General features: G+C 47.5%; 14 protein-coding genes and 2 tRNA genes. 1 reads left to right on the top strand and 15 read right to left on the bottom strand.

Features of this window, described 5'->3' with window-relative positions:
• Positions 1-2 precede the first annotated feature (2 nt).
• The 10 genes from OP864_RS06325 to thiH form a co-directional block, all read right to left on the bottom strand.
• Positions 3-1,388, bottom strand: coding sequence for a bifunctional UDP-3-O-[3-hydroxymyristoyl] N-acetylglucosamine deacetylase/3-hydroxyacyl-ACP dehydratase (locus tag OP864_RS06325; protein WP_270100413.1), 1,386 nt, complete (start codon positions 1,386-1,388; stop codon positions 3-5).
• Between the two features lie 96 nt (positions 1,389-1,484).
• Positions 1,485-2,531, bottom strand: coding sequence for a type IX secretion system protein PorQ (gene porQ, locus OP864_RS06330; RefSeq protein WP_270100414.1), 1,047 nt, complete (start codon positions 2,529-2,531; stop codon positions 1,485-1,487).
• A complete protein-coding gene (locus tag OP864_RS06335) occupies positions 2,521-3,126 on the bottom strand; it encodes a toxin-antitoxin system YwqK family antitoxin (RefSeq protein WP_015692012.1) in 606 nt (201 codons plus the stop codon). The genes porQ and OP864_RS06335 overlap by 11 nt, the downstream gene beginning before the upstream one ends.
• Positions 3,127-3,475: 349 nt before the next feature.
• A tRNA-Gly gene (locus tag OP864_RS06340) sits at positions 3,476-3,548 on the bottom strand.
• 544 nt (positions 3,549-4,092) lie between these two features.
• Positions 4,093-4,168, bottom strand: a tRNA-Gly gene (locus OP864_RS06345).
• Between the two features lie 396 nt (positions 4,169-4,564).
• Positions 4,565-6,865, bottom strand: a complete 2,301-nt coding sequence (locus tag OP864_RS06350; RefSeq protein WP_270100415.1) for a lamin tail domain-containing protein — start codon at positions 6,863-6,865, stop codon at positions 4,565-4,567.
• Between the two features lie 571 nt (positions 6,866-7,436).
• Positions 7,437-8,309: a sigma-70 family RNA polymerase sigma factor gene (locus tag OP864_RS06355; protein ID WP_015692016.1), complete on the bottom strand. Its 873-nt coding sequence runs from the start codon at positions 8,307-8,309 to the stop codon at positions 7,437-7,439.
• Between the two features lie 169 nt (positions 8,310-8,478).
• Positions 8,479-9,120 carry a dethiobiotin synthase gene (gene bioD, locus OP864_RS06360; RefSeq protein WP_270100416.1) on the bottom strand — a complete coding sequence of 214 codons (642 nt, stop codon included), beginning with the start codon at positions 9,118-9,120 and terminating at the stop codon, positions 8,479-8,481.
• A 238-nt stretch (positions 9,121-9,358) separates the two neighbouring features.
• Positions 9,359-10,768, bottom strand: coding sequence for a tetratricopeptide repeat protein (locus OP864_RS06365; protein WP_270100417.1), 1,410 nt, complete (start codon positions 10,766-10,768; stop codon positions 9,359-9,361).
• Between the two features lie 89 nt (positions 10,769-10,857).
• Positions 10,858-12,003: a 2-iminoacetate synthase ThiH gene (thiH, locus tag OP864_RS06370; protein ID WP_349294450.1), complete on the bottom strand. Its 1,146-nt coding sequence runs from the start codon at positions 12,001-12,003 to the stop codon at positions 10,858-10,860.
• Between the two features lie 505 nt (positions 12,004-12,508).
• Here thiH and OP864_RS06375 point away from each other — a divergent pair.
• Positions 12,509-14,242 carry a glutamine--tRNA ligase/YqeY domain fusion protein gene (locus OP864_RS06375; RefSeq protein WP_270100419.1) on the top strand — a complete coding sequence of 578 codons (1,734 nt, stop codon included), beginning with the start codon at positions 12,509-12,511 and terminating at the stop codon, positions 14,240-14,242.
• A gap of 67 nt (positions 14,243-14,309) precedes the next feature.
• Here the strand turns inward: OP864_RS06375 and OP864_RS06380 are convergent, their stop codons facing one another.
• The 5 genes from OP864_RS06380 to OP864_RS06395 form a co-directional block, all read right to left on the bottom strand.
• On the bottom strand, positions 14,310-16,865 hold the full coding sequence (locus tag OP864_RS06380) for a DUF5916 domain-containing protein (protein WP_270100420.1): 2,556 nt from the start codon (positions 16,863-16,865) through the stop codon (positions 14,310-14,312).
• Between the two features lie 374 nt (positions 16,866-17,239).
• Positions 17,240-17,656 carry a pseudouridine synthase gene (locus OP864_RS16960; RefSeq protein ID WP_349294434.1) on the bottom strand — a complete coding sequence of 139 codons (417 nt, stop codon included), beginning with the start codon at positions 17,654-17,656 and terminating at the stop codon, positions 17,240-17,242.
• Between the two features lie 368 nt (positions 17,657-18,024).
• Complete coding sequence (locus OP864_RS06385; RefSeq protein ID WP_270100421.1) at positions 18,025-19,044, bottom strand: alpha/beta hydrolase; 1,020 nt, start codon at positions 19,042-19,044, stop codon at positions 18,025-18,027.
• Positions 19,045-19,048: 4 nt separating this feature from the next.
• Positions 19,049-20,011, bottom strand: coding sequence for an AAA family ATPase (locus OP864_RS06390; RefSeq protein WP_270100422.1), 963 nt, complete (start codon positions 20,009-20,011; stop codon positions 19,049-19,051).
• Positions 20,012-20,309: 298 nt separating this feature from the next.
• On the bottom strand, positions 20,310-21,047 hold the full coding sequence (locus OP864_RS06395; RefSeq protein WP_270100423.1) for an inositol monophosphatase family protein: 738 nt from the start codon (positions 21,045-21,047) through the stop codon (positions 20,310-20,312).
• Positions 21,048-21,074: the final 27 nt, after the last annotated feature.

Here is a 21,074-nt window from a genome sequence, read left to right on the forward strand (position 1 = left end):
GATTACTTACGCTTAATAATTTGAGCTAATAATTCAGCTTCGGCTACTAGTTTATCACCAACATAGGCCTTAGCTTGCATTTCGACCAAGCCCCTTCTAATTGGGCGCATTAGGTCTAGACGGAAGATGAGCGTATCTCCGGGGACTACAGGCCGGCGGAAGCGGGCCTTATCAATTTTGAGGAAATAAGTGTCGTAAGAGAGCGGATCATCGATAGCCTCCATGACTAAAATCCCGCCAGTTTGGGCCATGGCTTCAATTTGGAGCACACCGGGCATAATGGGGTGGCCGGGGAAGTGTCCAACAAAAAAGGGCTCATTAAAGGTTACATTCTTTACGGCCACCACATGTTGGGGCGAAAGGTCGATGATTTTGTCAATGAGCAAGAAGGGATAGCGATGTTGCAGTTTCCCAAAAATATCTTCAATATTATATACGGCTTCCTGTTTAGGGTCGTAGACAGGAATATTCTTCGTTTTGCGTTCTTTGATGGCCAACTGTCGAAGCGCTAGGGCCATTTTGTTATTGACGCCATGTCCGGGTTTATGGGCCACAATTCGTCCCACAATATCAAAACCCAAGAGGGCCAAATCGCCCATAAGGTCGAGCAATTTATGGCGGGCGGCCTCATTGCTAAAGCGGAGACTTTGACCAGGCAGCAAGCCAGTGCTTTGCACATCAATAGTTTGCTGATATTGTTTTTCTAGGGCCGCCTTTTGTTCGGCAGTAGGCAGATGCTCTACAAAAACGAGGGCCGAATCGGGCTGTCCGCCCTTGGCCAAGCCATGCTGCAAAAGTGCAGAGAGCTCATGCAAAAAGACAAAAGTACGGGCGGGTGCAATGGCTTCTTCAAAGCTTTCTTGGCTCGCTTTAAAGCGGCTAAACTGAGCGGGTAAAACGGCAGACTGAAAATCTACGGTCACCATCACTTCTAGTTCCTCGGCGGGGTAAATACTAATTTCGCTTTCGCCTAGCTGCACCGAAATAGGTTCCTTAATTTTAAGCGAAGGCTTTTCGGCAGCCTGTTCCTCTAGGCCAACGGCCTTAAAGGCCTCAATAAAAGGCTGGGCACTACCGTCCAAAATGGGCAATTCGGCAGCGTTAATTTCTACCAAAGCATTATCAATACCCAAAGCATAAAAAGCGGCCATCAGATGCTCTACAGTAGCCACATAAGCAGTTTCATCGCCAATTACGGTATGGCGATCTGTTTTGAAAACATTAGCGGCATCAGCCTTAATGACAGGGGCTTCAGGCAAATCCATACGCTGAAACTGAATACCATGACCAGCCTCGGCTGCCAAGATTTTAAGTTCAACATCTATCCCTGAATGTAAGCCCTTTCCAACTATTGTTACCGCCTGCTTTAGGCACTGTTGTTTTCTCATGCTTTGCTAAGTTGCTAGTCTCTTAAATACCGCTGCATTTGCGGTTGCTTTTCAACCCACAAAGATACATTTATTTATTGGCCTTCCTAATTCTGTCTAAAAATCTTGAAGCCGCGTACTGATGCCAAAATGATGTACTGTCCCGGCTAAATGATAGTTAGCCAGGCCATAATCAAAGCGAAACTTATAGAGCTTAAAGCCAACACCTGCCGAGAAGCCAGCAAGGGAACGCAGGTTTTGTATACTCATCTCTCTTTGGCGCAAATGGTCGTAGCCTAGGCGCAGGCGAAGACTAGGCCCCAGCAAAAACTCTAGGTTGAAATTCAAATGTCGGAAAAAATTATCTACGCCCTCTCCAAAATCGTTGTTCTGCGGTTCTTCCGTGCCCAATAAGCTATTTTCCTGGACCAGTGCGGGGTCGTCATAGCGAATATCCCAACGGTCCAAATGATGCGCCACTACAGAAATCCGCAAAGGCAGATACTTCAATTGCTGGCTAAGCCCCAACTGCATATCAAAGGGCAGGGCATATTTTTCCTGATCTGGATGATAGCTTTTGAGCTGTTGGCCAATGTTTTTTAGGACCAAGCCCATGCTAAAACGCTTGGCCGTATCTTGGTAGATCATACCCAAATTAGAAGCCCAACCTCTAGACAAATAGGCCTCATATCTAGAGAAAATCCCCTTAACTTGTAGCCCAAAGCTCCATTTGTCGCTAGCCTGATAGCTCGCCCCTAGGCCCAAGGCCAACTCCGAGGCCGAAAAACTGCCCGTAGCCTGCCCCACTTCATCATAGCCCTCAAACTGACCATAGCTCACATGCTCTATACTGCCCATTAGGCTCAGTTTTTTGGGCGCAATATGATAGGCATAAGCTACGGTTCCATGCGTAATGCCCGAAATATGAGCATTCTGTTGTAAGGATACATTATTGTGATTTTCGGCATTCAAAGCAGCCGGATTGAGGAAGGACAAACTCAGATCCTTATCTCGTACAGAGGGCAAACGCCCGCCCAAAGCCGTTGCCCTAGCCGATGGCGACAACTCTAAAAACTCATAGACATAGCGTCCGCCTTCTACCTGAGCTTGCAAGCTCGAAAAGGCCAAACATAGGCCCAAAAAAACCAATACCTTATTCTTCATCTTTTGCTGTTTTACGCTCCCAAATGGTTTCACAACTGCCCGCCGAACAAGATTGTTTGCGCAGCAGCTGCCCCTCGGCATCATATTGCTTAATGAGGCCGTCCATATTGGGCCCTTTCAAGAAATGCCCCTCTTCCTTTATTTTTCCATTTTGATAGTATAAGGTATAGGCCCCATTTTCTACACTACCACTAAACTCAACGATTTCCTTTAACTTTCCGTTGGGATAATAGCTCTTCAGCGGCCCTTCTATATCGCCATTGATGTATTGGCCCTCTTGCTTGAGCTGCCCATTGCTATACCAGTACTGAAACTTCCCCTCATAACGGTCTTTTTCTGTATAGGCCAAACTTTCTAGCTGCCCATTGGGGTAATAGGTCTTTACTGGCCCATCCAATTTCCCTTTTTTGTAGTGCATAATTAGAGCAATCCCCCCCGACTCATGAAAGCCTTTGTAGCGCCCTTCTATTTCTCCTGTTTTCTTATGCTTCCGATAACGGCTAATTTTTCTTCCCTCTGCATCTCGCTCTACCACTTTTTTCAATTGACAGCTACCCAAAGAAACGAGCAGCAATAGCATCCAAATCCATTTCATAAAACTGTTTTCCTATAAAAGTACGTTTTATTCTTTCCGCTACAGGTTTTCCCTCTTTTTTTCTTCTAAAGGCTATTTTTTGGGGCTGCCCCGCCCTGCGGGCGGGTCGGGCTGTCTCGCAGCTCGCAGGTCTGCTCGGCCCTGCGCGGCTTTCAGCCGCTAGGTCTGCCGCCTTTGGCGGCCCTGCTGCCCATCCCTCAGCCAGTCGCTACGCTCCTCGGCGGGCGCTGCGCGCCCTTCCTCATTGGACCAAAACAAAAAAGCCCAACCTGATTAAAGGTTGGGCTTTGACGTATAGACACAAAAAAAGCAGCTCCTAAAAAGAAGCTGCTCGATTGTGAGAATCCTGAGCAGAAGACGAGATTCGAACTCGCGACCCCAACCTTGGCAAGGTTGTGCTCTACCAGCTGAGCTACTTCTGCTTGTTGTGTGGACACAAATATAAGGTGCTTTTTTAAAACTCCAAATTTTTTTTGTCCTTTTTTTTGGTGCCCGGAGCGGGGCTCGAACCCGCACTGACATTACTGTCAACAGGATTTTCTTACCAGCTACAGCTTTCACTGCCTTTTATTGGGATAAAAGTTTGTGGTCTGGACTTTCTCTCAACCCTATTCATTATCTTAATAATAAACTTAGGCCACTCCCGTAAAGTCTCTGCACTTTTTGCAAAACAAAGTTTGCAACTTAGCTCAGGATTGTCATCAGCATTACCTGTTAAGATTTCCCTGAATTTGAGAGTGTATGCAAAAATCAATTTCTCGATTAGCGCTCAGAATCCTACTTTTTATATGAAACCTCTTTAAGAGGTTGTGCAATCAATAAACTGGAGTTTACTCCCAAAACTGCACTTTTAAGCATTAAAAACATAAAAAAGTAGACTAAGTCCTGCGTGTCTACCGATTTCACCATCCGGGCAAAAGAACTTCTTGTTCATCCAAAAAAAAAGAAGCTCTTGCGAACTTCTCTTGGAGCAGAAGACGAGATTCGAACTCGCGACCCCAACCTTGGCAAGGTTGTGCTCTACCAGCTGAGCTACTTCTGCTTATCAAATACTTGACAGCTCTCTTCCGAACTGCTTTGCAAATATAGGGCAGTCTTTTGGTTTTTGCAAACTTTTTTGGCAAAAAAACAAACAAAAAAATGGCTTCCTTTACTAAGCTTTTGTTTTTCAATGGCTTTTAAGCATAAAAAATGCTCTAATTTACGTATTGCAGGGCCGAAGGCCCGCAGGCCTAGCGATGTGCAGCAGTGCGGCGCAGCCGCAGACCAAGGCCGTCAGGCCGCAGGGCCGAGCGCGGAGCGTAGCGCCTGCCGTAGGCAGACAACAAGGCTGCAAGCCGCAGTTCGACGACTGAAAGGAGTAACGCCCCAAAAGAAAAAAGGCCTCCTCCCCTATTTTGGGAAGAAGACCTTTTGCTATTAAATCATTGCGCTAAGCCTATTGCTTGATAAAGCTTTGGCTGCTAGATTGTCCGTTGCGAATGATATTGAGGTGGTATACACCGGCCTCTAGTTGGCTCAAGTTGAGTTCTTGGCGGTTGCCTTGCAAGTTGTCTAGGCGAATCACCAACTGGCCCAAATTGTTGTATACTTGAATTGCATCAACGGCCTCGGCCTCTACGAATAGACGGTCTTGAGCGGGGTTGGGATAGATGCGAACAGGAGCTTGAGCGCTCAAGTTTAGGCTAGAAATAGGTGTAATGCTAGAGTTGCAAGGCACCAACTGATAGCCCTCATCATGAGGAATACTGGGGTCGAACTGTCCACCAAATCCATACACCTTAAAGGCGCCAGAAGGAGCGGGCTGCGTGAAAAGATCTACATCATTATCGATATAGAGATCAAAAGTATCGGTACCATTGGTAGCTTGAACAGCAAAGCCAGAGCCAGTGCCGGTGGTCCATTGAGCGGGATCTACCAAAGTCAAGTTATTGATTTCGATCAATTTGTTTTCGGTAGCTTCAGAAAGAGCAGTTACCTCTAGGGGGCTCAAAGTGGCGTTGCCAGCACTTACAAAATCGATGCTATCAGCCAATAGCTGCAACAAACCGTTGTAGTTATTGATGCGGCCAAATACGCGGATAGAGTCGCCAGCATTTACGGTATAATTGCTAATATCTACAGGCGCATAAACGCGGATACCGTTAGTAGAAGCCGTTTCGATCAAGGCAAAGTCTAGGCCGTTGCCAGAGCGGAAATCATCGCAGTATACTAGGCCACGAAGCTCAACGCTATCGCCTTCAAAGGCGGGAACATTGCCAGGAAGAAGAAGGCCATCAATTTGGTCAATAGTAGAGTAAACATAAACACCAGGGCTAGCGCAAGGCGTATTGGCAGCGCCAGGAGTAGCATAAAGAATGTCGCCTAGGCCAGTAGTACCGGCATTGTTGGTAGCATAGCACCAGTTGGCGGCATCGTTGTTATCTGCATTTACATCAGAAAGTTGGATAGCGACATTATCATCGCGTAGGGGCCAAGGAGCATTATCGTTATAGTTAACAATATCAACGGTATCGCCAGCAATAGTATAGAAAACGATATCTTCACCTGCATTGCTCAATGCGCCAGAGGTCCATTGGTTAGCAGTTACGCCAGTTACGGCCTGTAGGGCTACAGAATCCAAAGTGATCACCCAATAAGCACCAGCGGCCAGAGTAGTTCCGTTAGGCACAGTATAAGTAACGCCATCAAAGTAGAAGCCACTCAAGTCGGCAGTAGCAGTACCATTATTATACAACTCGATAAACTCGATAGTATCTGTTCCTACTTGGTCGTACAAGATTTCTGTAATCACTACATCAGGAACAGGAACGGCAGCAATATCATTTGCATTGATGTTCACTGTATAGCTATTGTTTGTACCAATGACAGCGCCGTTAGTTGCATTGCCCAACTCAAAAATGATGGTTTCCAAAACTTCTTGGTCGGCATCATCTACGATATCAATCGTAAAGCTTTGGTTAGTTGTGCTATTGGCAGGGAAAGTAACGGTAGTAGGGCTGCTAAAGTTGGTATAATCAGCAGCAATAGCCGTAGAAGAAGCGCCAATGCTCACTTCTACCGTAGTAGCTGTAGCGTTGGGGTTCTGAATCGTCAAATCAATTGTTACTGTGCCTACGTTTTCGTCTACATAAGTTTGTGTTCCAGCAAACTCTACAGTTAAAATAGTATTCACTACACAATTGGTTGTATTTGCAGCGCCAGGGCTAGCTAAAAGAGCTGTTCCGCCTACGGTAAGTCCAGTATTGGTAGAATCGGTAGTCCAGTTTACAGGATCGGCATTATCTGTAGTGGCATCGCAAAGGGCCAAAGAGTTCCCCGAACCATCAGCGGCATTAGGCCAGCTACCAGCATCATTATAAGTAACAGAATCCATAACAACGCCAGCGCCATCGACCAAAACGATAGCTTCACCGCCATTGCTCAAACCACCAGAGGCCCATTCGCGGTCGGCAGCTTGGCCATAAGTATTTTGAAAAGCGGCCGCGTTTACGGTCCACACAAAGTAGCCTCCAGCGGGAATCACGGTAGAAACATCTACAGAATCCGTTACACCGGCAGTAAAATGCCAGCCCTGAATATCTACAGCAGCAGTGCCCGCATTATAGAGCTCAATAAATTCTGTGGTGTCGGCCCCACTTTCTGGGGGATTGTACATAATCTCATTGATGACAATCTGTGCCTGTGCGGCGGCTACTGTCAAGAAGACTGCAAGAATAGCTAGGGATAGTTTTTTCATGCCCGTTTTTTGTTTTGTGGATAAAGATTTAACTCAATATAGGGCTTTCCTTTTTTTTGAAAAATGCCTACAAACAAGGGCCTACTTCCCCTTAAAAGAGTTGTGCAAAAGAGGGCTAAAAACACAAATATTAAACTAAGTAATCATAGTTTTGAAAAATTTCCTTTGGGTTAATTTTGTGTAAACTAGGTTAATATTTTATGTACTTCTATTTTTTGGGGCTGCCCCTTCCGCCGGGTTGAAACCCAGCGTAAAGCGGTATCGCTTTGCGAAGCAATACAAAATGAGGGTGGAAACCCTCATGAATTATCGGGCGGGTCGGGCTGTTTATTCCCGTTGGTCATCGAACTGGCGCCCCTATAGGGGCTGGTTGTCGCAGCTCGCAGGTCTGCTCGGCCCTGCGCCGCCTTTGGCGGCTGGGTCTGGCCCTTCGGGCCACTGCTGCCCATCCCTCAGCCGAGGCGCTGCGCGCCTAGATGGACCAAAAACAAAAGCCTTCCCGCAAAGGAAGGCTTTCAACTACTTACTGAAACTACTAAATTACACAATTAAATATCTTATATATCGTCCTTTAGCTTGCAGAAGGCAAAACTAAATCTGCTTTAATATATCGGCGGAGGCGGCGCAGGGCTCGCTGTTTAATTTGGCGCACTCTTTCTCTAGTCAGGCCACAATCTTCTCCAATAGCTTCTAAAGTCATTGGACAGTGATTATAGAGACCATAATAAGAAACAATAATTTGGCGCTCCAAATCAGACAGGCGGTCCAATTGCCCTTTTAGCTCTAAACGAGAAGACTCTTCCATCAAAGCCTGATCTCCTTCTTCGGTTACTGAACAAGCCAGAGTATCGAGCATACTCACATCCGAATCTCGTTCGCCAGCGCCCAAAGGCGCATCTACAGAAATGTGTTTTTGAATCATGCGCTCCAAAGCCACAATATCCTTTTCTCTCAGGTCCAACATCTCGGCCAGTTCGGCTACCGAGGGCTCTCGCTCATGCGCTTGCATAAACTGTTGCCTGGCTCGAAGCAAACGGCCATGTCCACCCAATTTATTAGAAGGTAAACGCACCATTCGTCCATGCTCCATCAAGGACTGCAAAATCGATTGGCGGATCCACCATACGGCATAAGAAATAAATTTAAATCCCTTACTTTCATCAAAACGATGGGCCGCCTTAATCAAGCCCAAATTTCCCTCATTGATCAAATCACTTAGGGCCATGCCCTGATGCTGATATTGCTTGGCCACCGAAATGACAAAACGCAGATTGGCCGTCGTTAGACGATGCAATGCCTGCTGATCGCCAGCTCTTACTTTTTTGGCCAAAACCACCTCCTCTTCGGCCGAAACCATAGAAATTTTACTTACATCTTTTAAGTAGTTCTCTAATGCTGAGCTTTCGCGTTGGGTAATCTTCTGGGTAATTTTTAACTGTCGCATAGGCTATTTTGATAAAGTTTTCTAGGTATACGCCCTGAGGCGGGCAAAGTTTCACTTTTTTGCTAAAAAAAGCAAATTATTAAAGCAAAAAAATTACAGAAAAAGGGCGACTCTATATCTTTGTTACCTATCTATGACCAAAACAGCAAAATTGTTACCGTTACAACACTTATTTTTTTAAAAATTTTTCAAAATTTGATTTCAAGCGCTTAGCTTCTTGGGCCACAAAGGCCGCATCTACGGGACCTTCAGCCTGTTCTACTCGGCCCAAACAAGTTAACTGACTATAATTCAAGATGAATTTTTCTGTCGATGGGGTCGATGGACCATTAAACAAGAGGTAAATTTCTGTCAACCCTCTAGCTTTTAGGGCTTCTATGCTCAAGATCGTATGGTTAATGCTGCCCAAATAGTTTTGAGAAACCAAAATAACGGGCAGTTTTTGCCTGCCGGCCCAATCTATATATAGCTCTTCCTCATTTAGTGGAACCATCAGGCCGCCCGCTCCTTCTATCAACAAATTGTTGTCAGTTTTGGGAATAACTAGCTGGTCTAGCGCTATTTTTTTGCCCTCAGCCGCAGCAGAATAATGCGGAGAGGCCGGTATCTCTAAACGATAGCGCTCTGGATAGGTCTTTAGGCCCTCCCATTGGACCAAGTCCCGAACTTTATCGGTATCTGTATATTCTAGTTCTCCTGACTGTACGGGTTTCCAATAGTCCATTTTTAGGGCCTTAACCAAAATTGCAGAGACCAAGGTTTTTCCAATTTCGGTCCCTATTCCCGTAAGAAAAAATGCGTTGTTTGACATCTGTTGTTTTTTTATGTGTTCAATAATACCACTGCCTAAAAAACAAAAAATGCCCATCCTGTTTTAGGATAGACATTTTAATTTATTCATAAAGCAGTTTGGCCCAGCGCTGCGGAGGGGGGGCCGAAGGCCAGACCAAAGCCGCCGCAGGCGGCTGCAGGGCCGAACAGACCTGTGAGCCCCGCAGCATAGCGGCGGCCGACCTAGGCGAAGCCTAGCCGGCCGCGGGCCCCAAATTCTAATCTAAATGACTGCCCCACCAGCTCATAAAGGCTTCATCTTTTTCCATATCGGGCTCTAGTTCAAACAACAAATGTTTGCTCCAAGCTTTTGTAGACAGGGCCATGATGAGTTGCTCGCTAGCGGCCTGTTTTTGGCCCAATTGCCAAAGCAAAAGCACCGCAGCCCAATCATATACATCGGAGCTGCTCTCTAACTGCGCCGATTGCAAGGCCAACCAAGCCTGCTCATAATCGCCCTCATCAATTAGGAATTCTAGGTAGCTGCGCCAAACCAAGGGCGAATGCGGCGCCAGTTCCGCCGCCTGCTGAAAGCAGTTTCTGGCCGCCTCTTCTTGGTTCAACTGATTGTGGGTTTCGGCCATGGCCAATAAAAAGCGCTCTTCATAATCCGCCAATTTAAAAGCCTGCTCAAAGGCATCTAGGGCGGCCAGCCATTTGCCCTGAGCCGCATAACTCACGCCCAGCAAATAGAAGGTATTGGGCGCTTTTTCTTCTTCTAGCAGACTTAAAAACTGCTGTTGTGCCTGAGCATATTGCCCCTGCAGTTGCAGTAACTGGCCTTTCCACATGCCCAAATCTTGGGGATATTGAGGGAAGTTAGCCTCAAAATCAACTAAAACCCCAGACAAACGGTCCAATTGCTTGAGATGCATCAATAATGGAATATAATCCCGATAGGCAAACTCCATTTTTTCGGCAATGACAATGGCATAATCATAGGCCTCTAAAGCTTTTTCATAAAGGCCCATTTTCTTGTAGGCATGGCCCAAATTGTACCAAGCCCAGGGTGCATAGGGATCCAAATCGGTCAGTTCCTGATGCAGTTCGGCCCCTTCCGTGTAGAGCTCGCCTAGTTCCATGGCCAACCAAATGCGGTTATAGGCCAGCTCATGATGGGGGTCTTCTCGAAGCAATTCGGCCAAGAGTTCAAAAGATTTATCATAGCGCTCTTGCTGCTCATGAATAACCGCCTGCATCAAAAGGGCTTCTAGGCGATCGGCCCCCTTGGCCTCGGCCATAATCTGCTCCAATAATCTGTAAGCCTGCTTGTAATGCCCTCTTTGCTGCAAGATTTCCACCTCAAAAAAGCGGACTTCCATGCTGCTGGGCTCATAGAGTTTGGCCTGTTCCAGATAGCGCTCGGCCTCCCAAAGGCGGTCCACCTCCAAGCTGAGCTGCACCCCAAAGAGATACAATTGGCCAGAAAAAGCATGCTGTCGCAAAGCATGCTCTAAGGTCAAAAAAGCCTGCTCCCATTTGCCCTGCGCCTCATAGTGCTCTAGTAGGCGCAAAAAGCTTTCTAGGTCCAAAAATTGAAGCTCGCCCTTGGCTAGCATTCCCTCGTATCGGCGCAAAATCATGCGAAAATCTTGGCCCTCTCCCTCATTATAATCAAATGCTTGCATGCCTATTTTTTATGTGATACTTTCTATAACGCAAAAGGTAGCGACTTCGCCCTATTTCCGCAAGAGATTAACGGCTTCCTAAGGTTTTTTTAGACTTTGGAAAGCAAACCGCTGTAGGCTTTGTCCCAGTCTTTCCAGACGGCCTCATAGCCTTGCGCTTCTATCATTTCTACGATTTCGGCTGGAGTTCGTTCGTCTGAAATTTCAAATTGCTCTAATGATTGTGGTTCAACGACATATCCGCCAGGGTTGGTCTTTGAGCCTGCACTCAAGGAGGTAATGCCCAACTTGATAACATGATTCCGAAAGTGCTCGGACTCTCTGGTCGATAAGGACAATTCTACTTCTTCATTATATATACGGTAGGCACAGATGAGTTGGACCAGCTCTCGGTCGTTCATCGGTACTTTGGGGTCCAATCCCCCAGAAAAAGGCCGTAATCTCGGAAAAGAAATGGAGTATTTGCTTTTCCAGTATTTGCGCTCTAAATAATCTAGGTGCAAGGCCGTAAAAAAGCTATCGGTCCGCCAATCTTCCAAACCAATCAATACCCCTAGGCCCATTTTATGCACCCCAGCTCGGCCCAAACGATCGGGCGTATCGAGCCGATAAGTAAAATTAGATTTTCGGCCCTTGGGGTGGTGCTTTTTATAATCTTCTTTGTGGTAGGTTTCCTGATAAACCAAAACGGCATGCAGGCCCAAAGGCAGCAGGCGCTCATATTCTTCCTGTTTGAGTGGCTGCACTTCCATAGACAACTGCGCAAAATGCGGCTGCAAAGCCTTAAAAGCCCGCTCAAAATAATCTATACCCACCGTCTTATTGGCCTCTCCAGTAACCAGCAAAATATGCTCATAGCCCATTTCTTTGAGGGCCGTGGCCTCCATTAAAATCTCGCTTCCGCTAAGGGTGCGGCGGCGCATGGGATTATCGAGACTAAAGCCGCAATAAGTACAAATATTTTGGCATTCATTGGAGAGATAAAGGGGGGCATAAAGCTGTAGGGTTCGCCCAAAACGCTTGAGCGTTAGGGCTTGGCTTTTTTGGGCCATTTGCTCTAAATAGGGGGCGGCCGCAGGCGAAATCAGGGCCTTAAAATCTTCCAAATTGGGTTTTTCGCTGGCCAAGGCCCGCTCTACATCGGCCGCCGTTTTGGCGTAAATGCTGGCCTTAGTGGCCGCCCAATCATATTGTTCAAACAGCTCGCTAAAGCGTTCGGCTTGTGGTGCTCGCATCATGTTTTTCTATTTCTGATTCTGCCCAAAGATAAGGCTTGTTTACTGATATTCTATGATTTTTTGGGGCCTCCGCTGCGGCTGCGCCTTGCGGCGCTACGCTACAGGGCTCGCTACTCGCTCGGCCCTTCAGCCGCCAAAGGCGGCTTCGGTCTGGCCTACGGCCCCCCTTTCGCATCGCTAGGCCAAAAGAAAGGCGGCCCTGCGGGCCTGCAAAAGAGGAAAAAAAGGGCGGGCCAACAAAAAGCAAGCGCCTAAGTCCTATCTTTTGCCTAAAATGACTAGTTTTGTTCTTTTAGAACAACGCCCTCTGGCGAATGTTCTTCTCTGCGTTTTGCAGGGCGCAAAGCGCCCGCAGGCCTAGGGATGGAAAAGGGGGCGGCGAAGCCGCAGACCCAGGCGCTGCAAGCGCCGCAGGGCCGAGCAGACCTGCGAGCCCTGACACAGCCCGGCCGCCAAAAGCGGCAGGCCCCAAAAGAAACTGAACATTTTAGAATAAAAGAGCATGTCTAAAGTAGAAGAAAACGACAAACCAAAAGAATCGCTCAATTTTATTGAGCAAATTATTGTAGAACATAATGAGAATGGCCGTTTTGGGGGCCAGGTGCATACCCGTTTTCCCCCAGAGCCCAATGGCTATTTGCATATTGGTCATGCCAAGGCCATTTGTGTCAATTTTGGCATTGCCGAAAAATTTGGCGGCAAAACCAATCTGCGCTTCGATGATACCAATCCCGCCACCGAAAGCAGCGAATATGTGGAAAGCATCAAGAAAGATGTGCGCTGGTTGGGCTTTGATTGGGAAGAAAGAGAATATTACGCCTCTGACTACTTTCAGACGCTTTATGAATATGCCGTTACGCTGATCCAAAAAGGCCTGGCTTATGTCGATTTTACGTCTGCCGAAGAAATGGACCGCCAAAAAAGAGCCGAGGAAGCCAGCGAATACCGCAGCCGCGCTGTAGAAGAAAACCTAGCCGAATTTGAGAAGATGAAGGCTGGCGAATATGAAGAAGGTATCTGCGTTTTGCGGGCCAAAATTGATATGAGCCACCCCAACCGCCTCATGCGCGACCCCATTATTTATCGGGTAAAAAATATGGCCCACCACCGCACTGGCGATGCTTGGAACATTTACCCTATGTACGATATGGCCCATGGTCAATCGGACTCTATTGAAGGGATTACGCATTCGCTTTGCTCGCTAGAGTTTTTGCCCCACCGCGAACTCTATGAGTGGTTGACCCAAAGCCTAGGCATTCACGAGCCACAACAGCTAGAGTTTTCTCGCCTCAACCTCAATTATACCATTACCTCTAAGCGCAAGCTCAAGCAATTGGTAGAAGAAGGCCATGTTAGTGGCTGGGACGACCCACGGATGCCCACCCTTTCGGGGATGCGCCGCCGAGGTTATCCGCCCATGGCTATCCGCAACTTTATTGATAAAGTAGGGGTATCTAAGCGCGAGCAATTCATTGACCTCTCTCTTTTGGAGTTTTGTGTACGAGAAGAGCTCAATAAAGTAGCTACTCGTGCCCTTTGTGTGCTCGATCCCCTCAAAGTGGTCATCGAGAACTTGCCCGAGGGCCATTGTGAAGACATGCAGGTAGTCAATAATCCCGAACTTGAGGATTCGCCTATGCACAGCATGCCCTTTACCAAAGAAATCTATATTGAGCGGGGCGACTTTATGATTGACCCCCCCAAGAAATTTTTCCGTCTCGGTCCGGGCCGCTGCGTACGCCTCAAAGGCGCTTATATCATTGAGTGCACAGGCTATGAAACTGATGCGCAGGGCGAAGTGACAGAAGTGCGTTGCCGTTTTATTGAAAACAGTAAGAGTGGCGAAGATACTAGTGGTGTAAAGGCCAAAGGAACCTTGCATTGGGTATCTATTGAGCATGCTGTTCCCGTAGAAGTTCGCAAATATGATCGTCTTTTTGCTACGGAAGCACCAGGTAAAGCATCGGGCAACTTCTTGGATGATATCAACCCCAAATCTTTGGAGATCATTGAGACCGCCTATGCAGAGCCCTTCTTGAAAGAGGCCAAGCAAGGAGAGTCTTTTCAGTTTATGCGCATTGGCTATTTTACCCTAGATGCCGATAGTACAGCCGAAAAGCCTTGTTTCAACCAAACCTCTCCCCTAAGAGATAATTGGGGCAAGAAGAAACCCAAAGGGGGCGGCCAACAAAAGAAAAAAGGCGGCCAACAGAAAAATAAAAAGAAGCAAAACTAATTGCTTGACCCTATAAAAAGGGAGCGCCCCAACAGCCTATGCTGTTGGGGCACTTTTTTTGGGCCAACTAAAAGCGTTTGGCCAGCTCCTTTCCAAAGCGGGGAACATCTAAGAAATAGAGCAACTTCACAGAAAACTGATTGAGGGGATTATCCTCTAGCATCTGCTGAAAGTTTCGGCCATAGTTTTCTTCTACATATTGGCCCTCGCTGAGGATAGCATTTTTCCAGACTGCATTAAACTCGCTACCGGGGGCAAAGCGCCAGCGGAAAATCAGGTCGATATTAAAGGCATTATAATTTTGGTCATGCAAAGCATCATAAGAGCTATCGAGTAGGTCGCCAGTTTGGTCCAAAACATAAAAATCTGAATAAGCCACCGAAGCCCAAAAGTGTCGAGCTCTAAAGCTTAGTGAAATCAGGGGACTAAAGAGGTAATTAAAAGTCAGTTGCGACTCCATGGTCTGATAACTCCTCTGCCCAAAAATAATGCTCTCATCGGCCAAGCGATTGACATAGCCCAAGTTCTTGTTCCGCAGGGTCAGGTTTTGAGACAAGACCAAATTGGCCCGATCATTAAAGCGGTAGCGGGGACTCAGCTCCATCTCAAAGGTATAGGCATTCTTCCAAATGGGATTAGCCGACAAAAAGGGCCGATAAGAAATATCGCCATCCAAGGCAAAAGGCTTGCGATAATCTGAAGAAAAATAGCCCCGAATACGGCCCCAAACGGGTTTGTTCCAAGCTCGGCCGGCCTCTCTGGCCTCAAAGAAATCGACATAGCCCAAAGGCTGAAAAGCCAAATTGAAAAAGCTATACAAGAAGTTTTTATCGGTGGCCGATACCTGCGCATTCATTTCTATTCGGCTAAAATTATAGGGTTTATACAACTGCTCCATATAAGTAGAGAAATTGTAGTGCATATAATTGTAGCGGCCAAAAGGCTTAAAAATATAGTAATCTAGATTGGCGGTGGTCCGCAGGTAGTTAGGCCGTCCAATATAACCTAAGTCGTTAATATTATACTGATCGCTATAAACGGTTTGATTGAGCGACCAGCGCCATTGGCCCTGAATCTTTCCTACATTCAAATAGGCTTTAAAGCCATCTTCGACCTCTTCTTTATACAGCTCTTGGTCCAAATAACGGCGACTATAAGCCCCCGAGCCCGACAATACATAGCGGTTCTTTTTATCCGTCAAACGAAATTCGGTTCCCCAAGCCATAGCATCCGTAAAGCCGCCCGAGCGCAAAACAGAGCTTTGCACAAAACTAATATAGGAGTTGTTCCGCAGCTGCTGGTCAATGACTAATAGATTGTAGTTGCTCAGGCTTTCGGTTTTGATGCTGCGCTCCTCCCCTTTTTCGCTTTCTATTTTGGCATAGGCGGGGGCGGTTACAGCATTAAATACCCCAACGCCAAGGCCTTTTTTGGTTCGGCCCGATAACTTCAGGGCGTTAACCAATTGGCTGCGCTCTGGGTTACTCACTAAGGTTTCTGTACTATCCATTTGGCTGCTGGCCCAACTGGCTCGACTCGGGCGGCTACCCACCCTACGAGAGTAAAATAAATCGGCTCGCCCAAATAATTCGGTCCCTTCCGTAAAAAAGGGGCGGCGCTCGGTATAATAGATTTCAAAAGGGCTGAGGTTAAATTGTAGGTTGTCCGATTGCACATCGCCAAAGTCTGGAATCAAAGCCACATCTAAGGTAAAACTCTCATTGATGCCGTATTTTAGGTCCGCTCCCGCAGACGCCCGAAAGCTAGGCGCCTGCCCATTTTCTAAGGTCAAATAACTAGCCGCATAGGGGGTTAAAGACAAGCGCAAGGGCGGATTGATGCCCTCCAAACCATACAATAAGCCAAATTGCTGCACCTCCCCATCTATTTCGGGGTCTAGGGCCGACCAATAGGCGCTTTCTCTATATCTCCGAATATAACGCTCGAAGTTGATGCCCCAAAGCTGCTGCTCCTGAGGCGCAAAACGAAGTTGAGAGTAGGGAATCTCGATCTCTACGCTCCAACCATCTTCTAATATCTGATGCCCAGAGCGCCAAGCCGCATCCCAAAGTTGGTCTCCATCACTAGCATCTTCTCGCACGCCCGAAGCACTGACCGTAAAATGAAAGGCATTTTGCTGCCTAAACATCCCATCAATATAGACGGTAAAATAATCGGCATTAGAGCCCGAAACCTCATCCCGAACCGCCAGCTGCTGCAAAATGCTGTCTGGCGCAGGATCATACATATAGGCCCCAATATAAATGGCCGAAGGTCCATAAATTACCCGCACTTCGGTCCGAAAAGAACCCGGCGTATTCGGCGCAGGCTCATATTCTGTAAATCCCTCGGCAATGGGGGCCTCCTGCCAAGCCGCCTCATTCAATAGGCCGTCAATTTTTAATTTTCCCTCGCCCAATTGCATGGCCCGCAAGCCCTTTTTGTTGGGGTAGGCCGCCATGCCCACCGGCTGAGCCGCCAAGCCCAAAATGGCCGATAAGTAAAAGAATATCAGTAGATAAAACTGCTGCATAATAGTGAGTTGTGGAGGTTTGTAATTGTTAGCCGCAAATTTAGGCGCTAAAGAAATAGCCGTCAAACTTTTACTATTAGCCTTCTGCAAATTTCGACTAAGTTGTTTTTGGGGCCTCCGCTGCGGCTTCGCCTTGCGGCGCTACGCTGCAGGGCTCGCAGGTCTGCTCGGCCCTGCGGCCTGACGGCCTTGGTCTGCGGCTTCGCCGCCCCCTTTCGCATCGCTAGGCCGCTCAGCTGTCTTTTTCCAGCTTAAGTTTCTTCTTCGGCGAGTCTGATTAAAATTTTGTATACCCCCTTTTTGCTGCCTAGGGACAAGCCCCTAGGCTAGCTTTTTCAGACAGCCCTCTAAAGAGGGCCTTTGGATAAGCTACTTCTCTGCAACAACAACTGAACAAGAGCTTGTATATCAATAGTTGAGGCCCTTTAGGGCTGACTCCATTGGATTAGCCTAGGGGCTTGTCCCTAGGCGACTATTGGCATAACTAGTTTACCGCCAGACACAACTAGTTTACCGCCAGACACAACTAGTTTACCTCCAGACACAACTAGTTTACCTCCAGACACAACTAGTTTACCGCCAGACCTAACTAGTTTACTTCCAGGCCTAACTAGTTTACTTCCAGACCTAACTAGTTTACTTCCAGACCTAACTAGTTTACTTCCAGACCTAACTAGTTTACCGCCAGACCTAACTAGTTTACTTCCAGACCTAACTAGTTTACCTCCAGACCTAACTAGTTTACCTCCAGACCTAACTAGTTTACTTCCAGACCTAACTAGTTTACCTCCAGACCTAACTAGTTTACCTCCAGACCTAACTAGTTTACCTCCAGACCTAACTAGTTTACCTCCAGACATAACTAGTTTACCTCCAGACATAACTTTTGCCTTTTTTCATTTTGTTGCGTTTTTTCAGTTTTTAACAAAGTTCTAACAATTGGAGATAAAAAAAGGCGCAAAACCTAGGTTTTGCGCCTTTTTCAGCTGCCGAAGCGGGAGGTCTAGCTTGGAAATAGCTGTTGAGCGGCCCAGCGATGTGCAGGGGTGGCCGAAGACCAGACCAAAGGCGAAACGAAGTGAAGCCTGCAGGGCCGAGCGACCCGACCAACGGGAGCCGACGCAGCGAAGCAAGTAACAGCGAGCCCCGAAACGTAGCGGCGGCCAGCTTGCTGGCCGCGGGCCCCAAAACAAAAAAGGTAGTCAGCAAAAATGCTCACTACCTTTCTACAAAAACTACTCTTTAGAGGCTATTCGGAAACTGCTTTAAGCTGCATTTCCTCCTCTAAAAAGGCGATAGCTGCGGCCTGCACCTCCTCCCAAGCTTTGGAGGTCCAGGGCGAGCAAATGACATGTGCTCCTGCCTCTGGAAAAGCCTGTTTGCGCTTAGTTTTGCTGCCTAACTGCTCATACATTTCGAGCATTTTGGCCACAGAAACCGTGGGATCTTGTTCCTCTTCATTCTTATAATAATAGCCGAGGAAAAAGGGTTGCTTCACTTGTTCGAAGAGTTCGGGCTTCATGCAATTCTCTATCAACAATTGCAATTGAATTAGGCCCTCAATGCGGTATTTGCTCGTCCAGTACTTGTCAATACTATCGTTTTCTGGAACCCAGCTTCGGTAATCGCCACCAAAGACCATGCGGGCCAATTCCATCCCCCAGGGGCCAGTTAGTAATTTGGCGTTGGGGTCGGCCACTTGGATATTGGGCGAAAAGGCCAGATGTCCAGCAATAGCAGTATCTGCAGCAGATAGGTAAAGGCCCAAACTACCGCCCGTAGAGCAGCTAATCAGGATCACTTTTTCGCCTAATTCTCGGCCAATGGCTAGGGCCTCTTTAGCCGATTGGATATAGCTTTCCACCGTCAAATCGGCAAAGGCGTCTACATCTTTTCGGCCATGTTGAGAGAGCCGAGGCAGATACAAATTGGCCCCATAGCGCTTAGCCAACTGCTCATGAATGGGCCAGCCCTCCATGGGCGAAGCCGAAAATCCATGCAAATAGACAAAGGCATAGGGCGTCTTTTGCTTGAGGCTATCATTGGCCCAAATCACTCGGCTTTGATTGCCCGTTTTCACATCGGTATCGCGAGCATCATAGGCCGCCACCTGCGCCTCCAAAGCGGCGACAGAGGCATAAGGCGTATGATAAATTGGTAAATTATCGGGAATATTTTCCGCCTTAGGGCTTGGCCCCAAGACATAAGTTACCGTCCCCACCGAAATCAATATAAATACAACAGCTACCACCCACTTTAGTATGCGCATAGTTCTAGAATAAGCTTTGAATAATCTGCTCGATCGTGATGCCTTCGGCCTCTGCCTTATAATTTCGGACCACCCGGTGGCGCAAAATATAGGGCGCTACGGCCTGCACATCAGATTTATCGGGAGAGTATTTGCCATTGATAGCCGCATGGCATTTGGCGCCGAGCACCAAAAACTGCGAGGCCCTTGGTCCAGCTCCCCAAGAGATATAATTATTAACTTTATCGGTGGCCATGGCCGTGCCTGGGCGGGTTTTATTGGTCAAGCCCACGGCATATTCCAGCACATTATCGGCAATATGGATTTTGCGAATCAGTTGTTGGAAAAAGACGATTTGCTCGGCAGAAACCACTCCTTTTAGCTCAGCTTTTTGGCCAGAGGTCGTATTTTTCACAATCTGCACCTCTTGTTCATAAGTGGGATAATCCAGTACAATATTAAACATAAAGCGGTCGAGCTGGGCCTCGGGCAAGGGGTAAGTTCCCTCCTGCTCAATGGGGTTTTGGGTGGCCAAAACCAAAAAGGGTTTGGGCAACTTATAGCTCACTCCACCCACGGTCACCGAGCGTTCTTGCATAGCTTCTAGCAGGGCGGCCTGTGTTTTGGGCGGGGTTCGGTTAATCTCATCCGCCAGCAAAATATTGGTAAAAAGTGGCCCTTTAGAAAAGGTAAAATTGCGGTGTTCGTCCATAATTTCGGCCCCAGTAATATCTGTGGGCATCAAATCGGGCGTAAACTGAATGCGATTAAACTGCAGGTCCAAAACCTTAGAAATGGTATTGACCAAAAGGGTTTTGGCTAGGCCGGGCACCCCAACCAGCAGGCTATGCCCATCGCAAAAGAGCGAAATCAAGACTGATTTGACCACTTCATCTTGGCCCACAATCACTTTTCCAATTTCTTGGCGCAAATCTCGGTAAGCCTGGGCCAATGCGTCCAGCGCTTCTACATCATCCTTATAATTCATAGTTCTATTTTAGCGTTCTTTTTTTTTGTTTTGGGGCTGCCCCTTCCGCTAGGTTAAAAGCCAGCGCAAAGCGGTATCGCTTTGCGAAGCTAGACAAAATGAGGGTTAAAACCCTCATAAATGATCGCTCGGGTCGGGCTGTGTCAGGGCTCGCAGGTCTGCTCGGCCCTGCGCAAAATTCGCTTTGCTCATTTTGCTGGGTCTGCGGCTTCGCCGCCCCCTTTTCCATCCCTCAGCCGGCTCGCTTCGCTCGCCTCTAGCGGTATAATTTGGACCATCAAGATACTAACTTCTTTGGCTAAGCCTTAAAATGCTTTTGTATTTTGCTTAAAAGGACGTTTTGCAGTCCTTTTTGGCCGGCCAAAATTTCTCGCCCAAAAAGATAGTCATTTTGGCCAGAAAAGTCGCAAACAAAGCCGCCAGCTTCTTGGACCAAAAATGCGCCTGCGGCTACATCCCAGGGGGCTAGGCTATACTCATAGAATCCCCCGAAGCGGCCAGCGGCTGTATAGGCCAAATCTAAAGCGGCCGAGCCACAGCGGCGCAGGCCACGGCAGGCGGGCATTAGCTCGCCCAAAAGGGCCAGATAAGCCTTTGTTTGCTCAAAATCATAATAGGGAAAGCCCGTAGCCAGTAGGCTATCGCTCAGGGCGGCGGGGGCTGAGCTAAGCTGCAAAGGCTGTTCATTTAGATAAGCGCCTTCTCCCTGAATGGCCCAGAACAACTCCTTTCTATTGGGTTCATAGACCATTCCCAAAACGGTTTCCTCCTCATATTGCAGGGCAATACTGATCGAGAAAAAGGGAAGCTGGTGCAAATAATTGGTCGTTCCATCTAGGGGGTCAATGATCCAACGCCAGGGGCTATCGCTTTGTTTTTGGCCAGACTCCTCGGCAATAAAATTTGCTTGAGGGAGTAGGGATTGGGCCAACTTAATAATGCGATTTTCTACCTCCTGGTCCACATAACTGACCAAGCTATTGAGGTCTTTAGTAAGTACATCCTTAGCCTGGACCTGCTGGATTTCCTCCAGCATAAACTACCCCCATTGGGGCAAGGCCGT

Source organism: Saprospira grandis (genome assembly GCF_027594745.1).
Classification (GTDB): domain Bacteria; phylum Bacteroidota; class Bacteroidia; order Chitinophagales; family Saprospiraceae; genus Saprospira; species Saprospira grandis.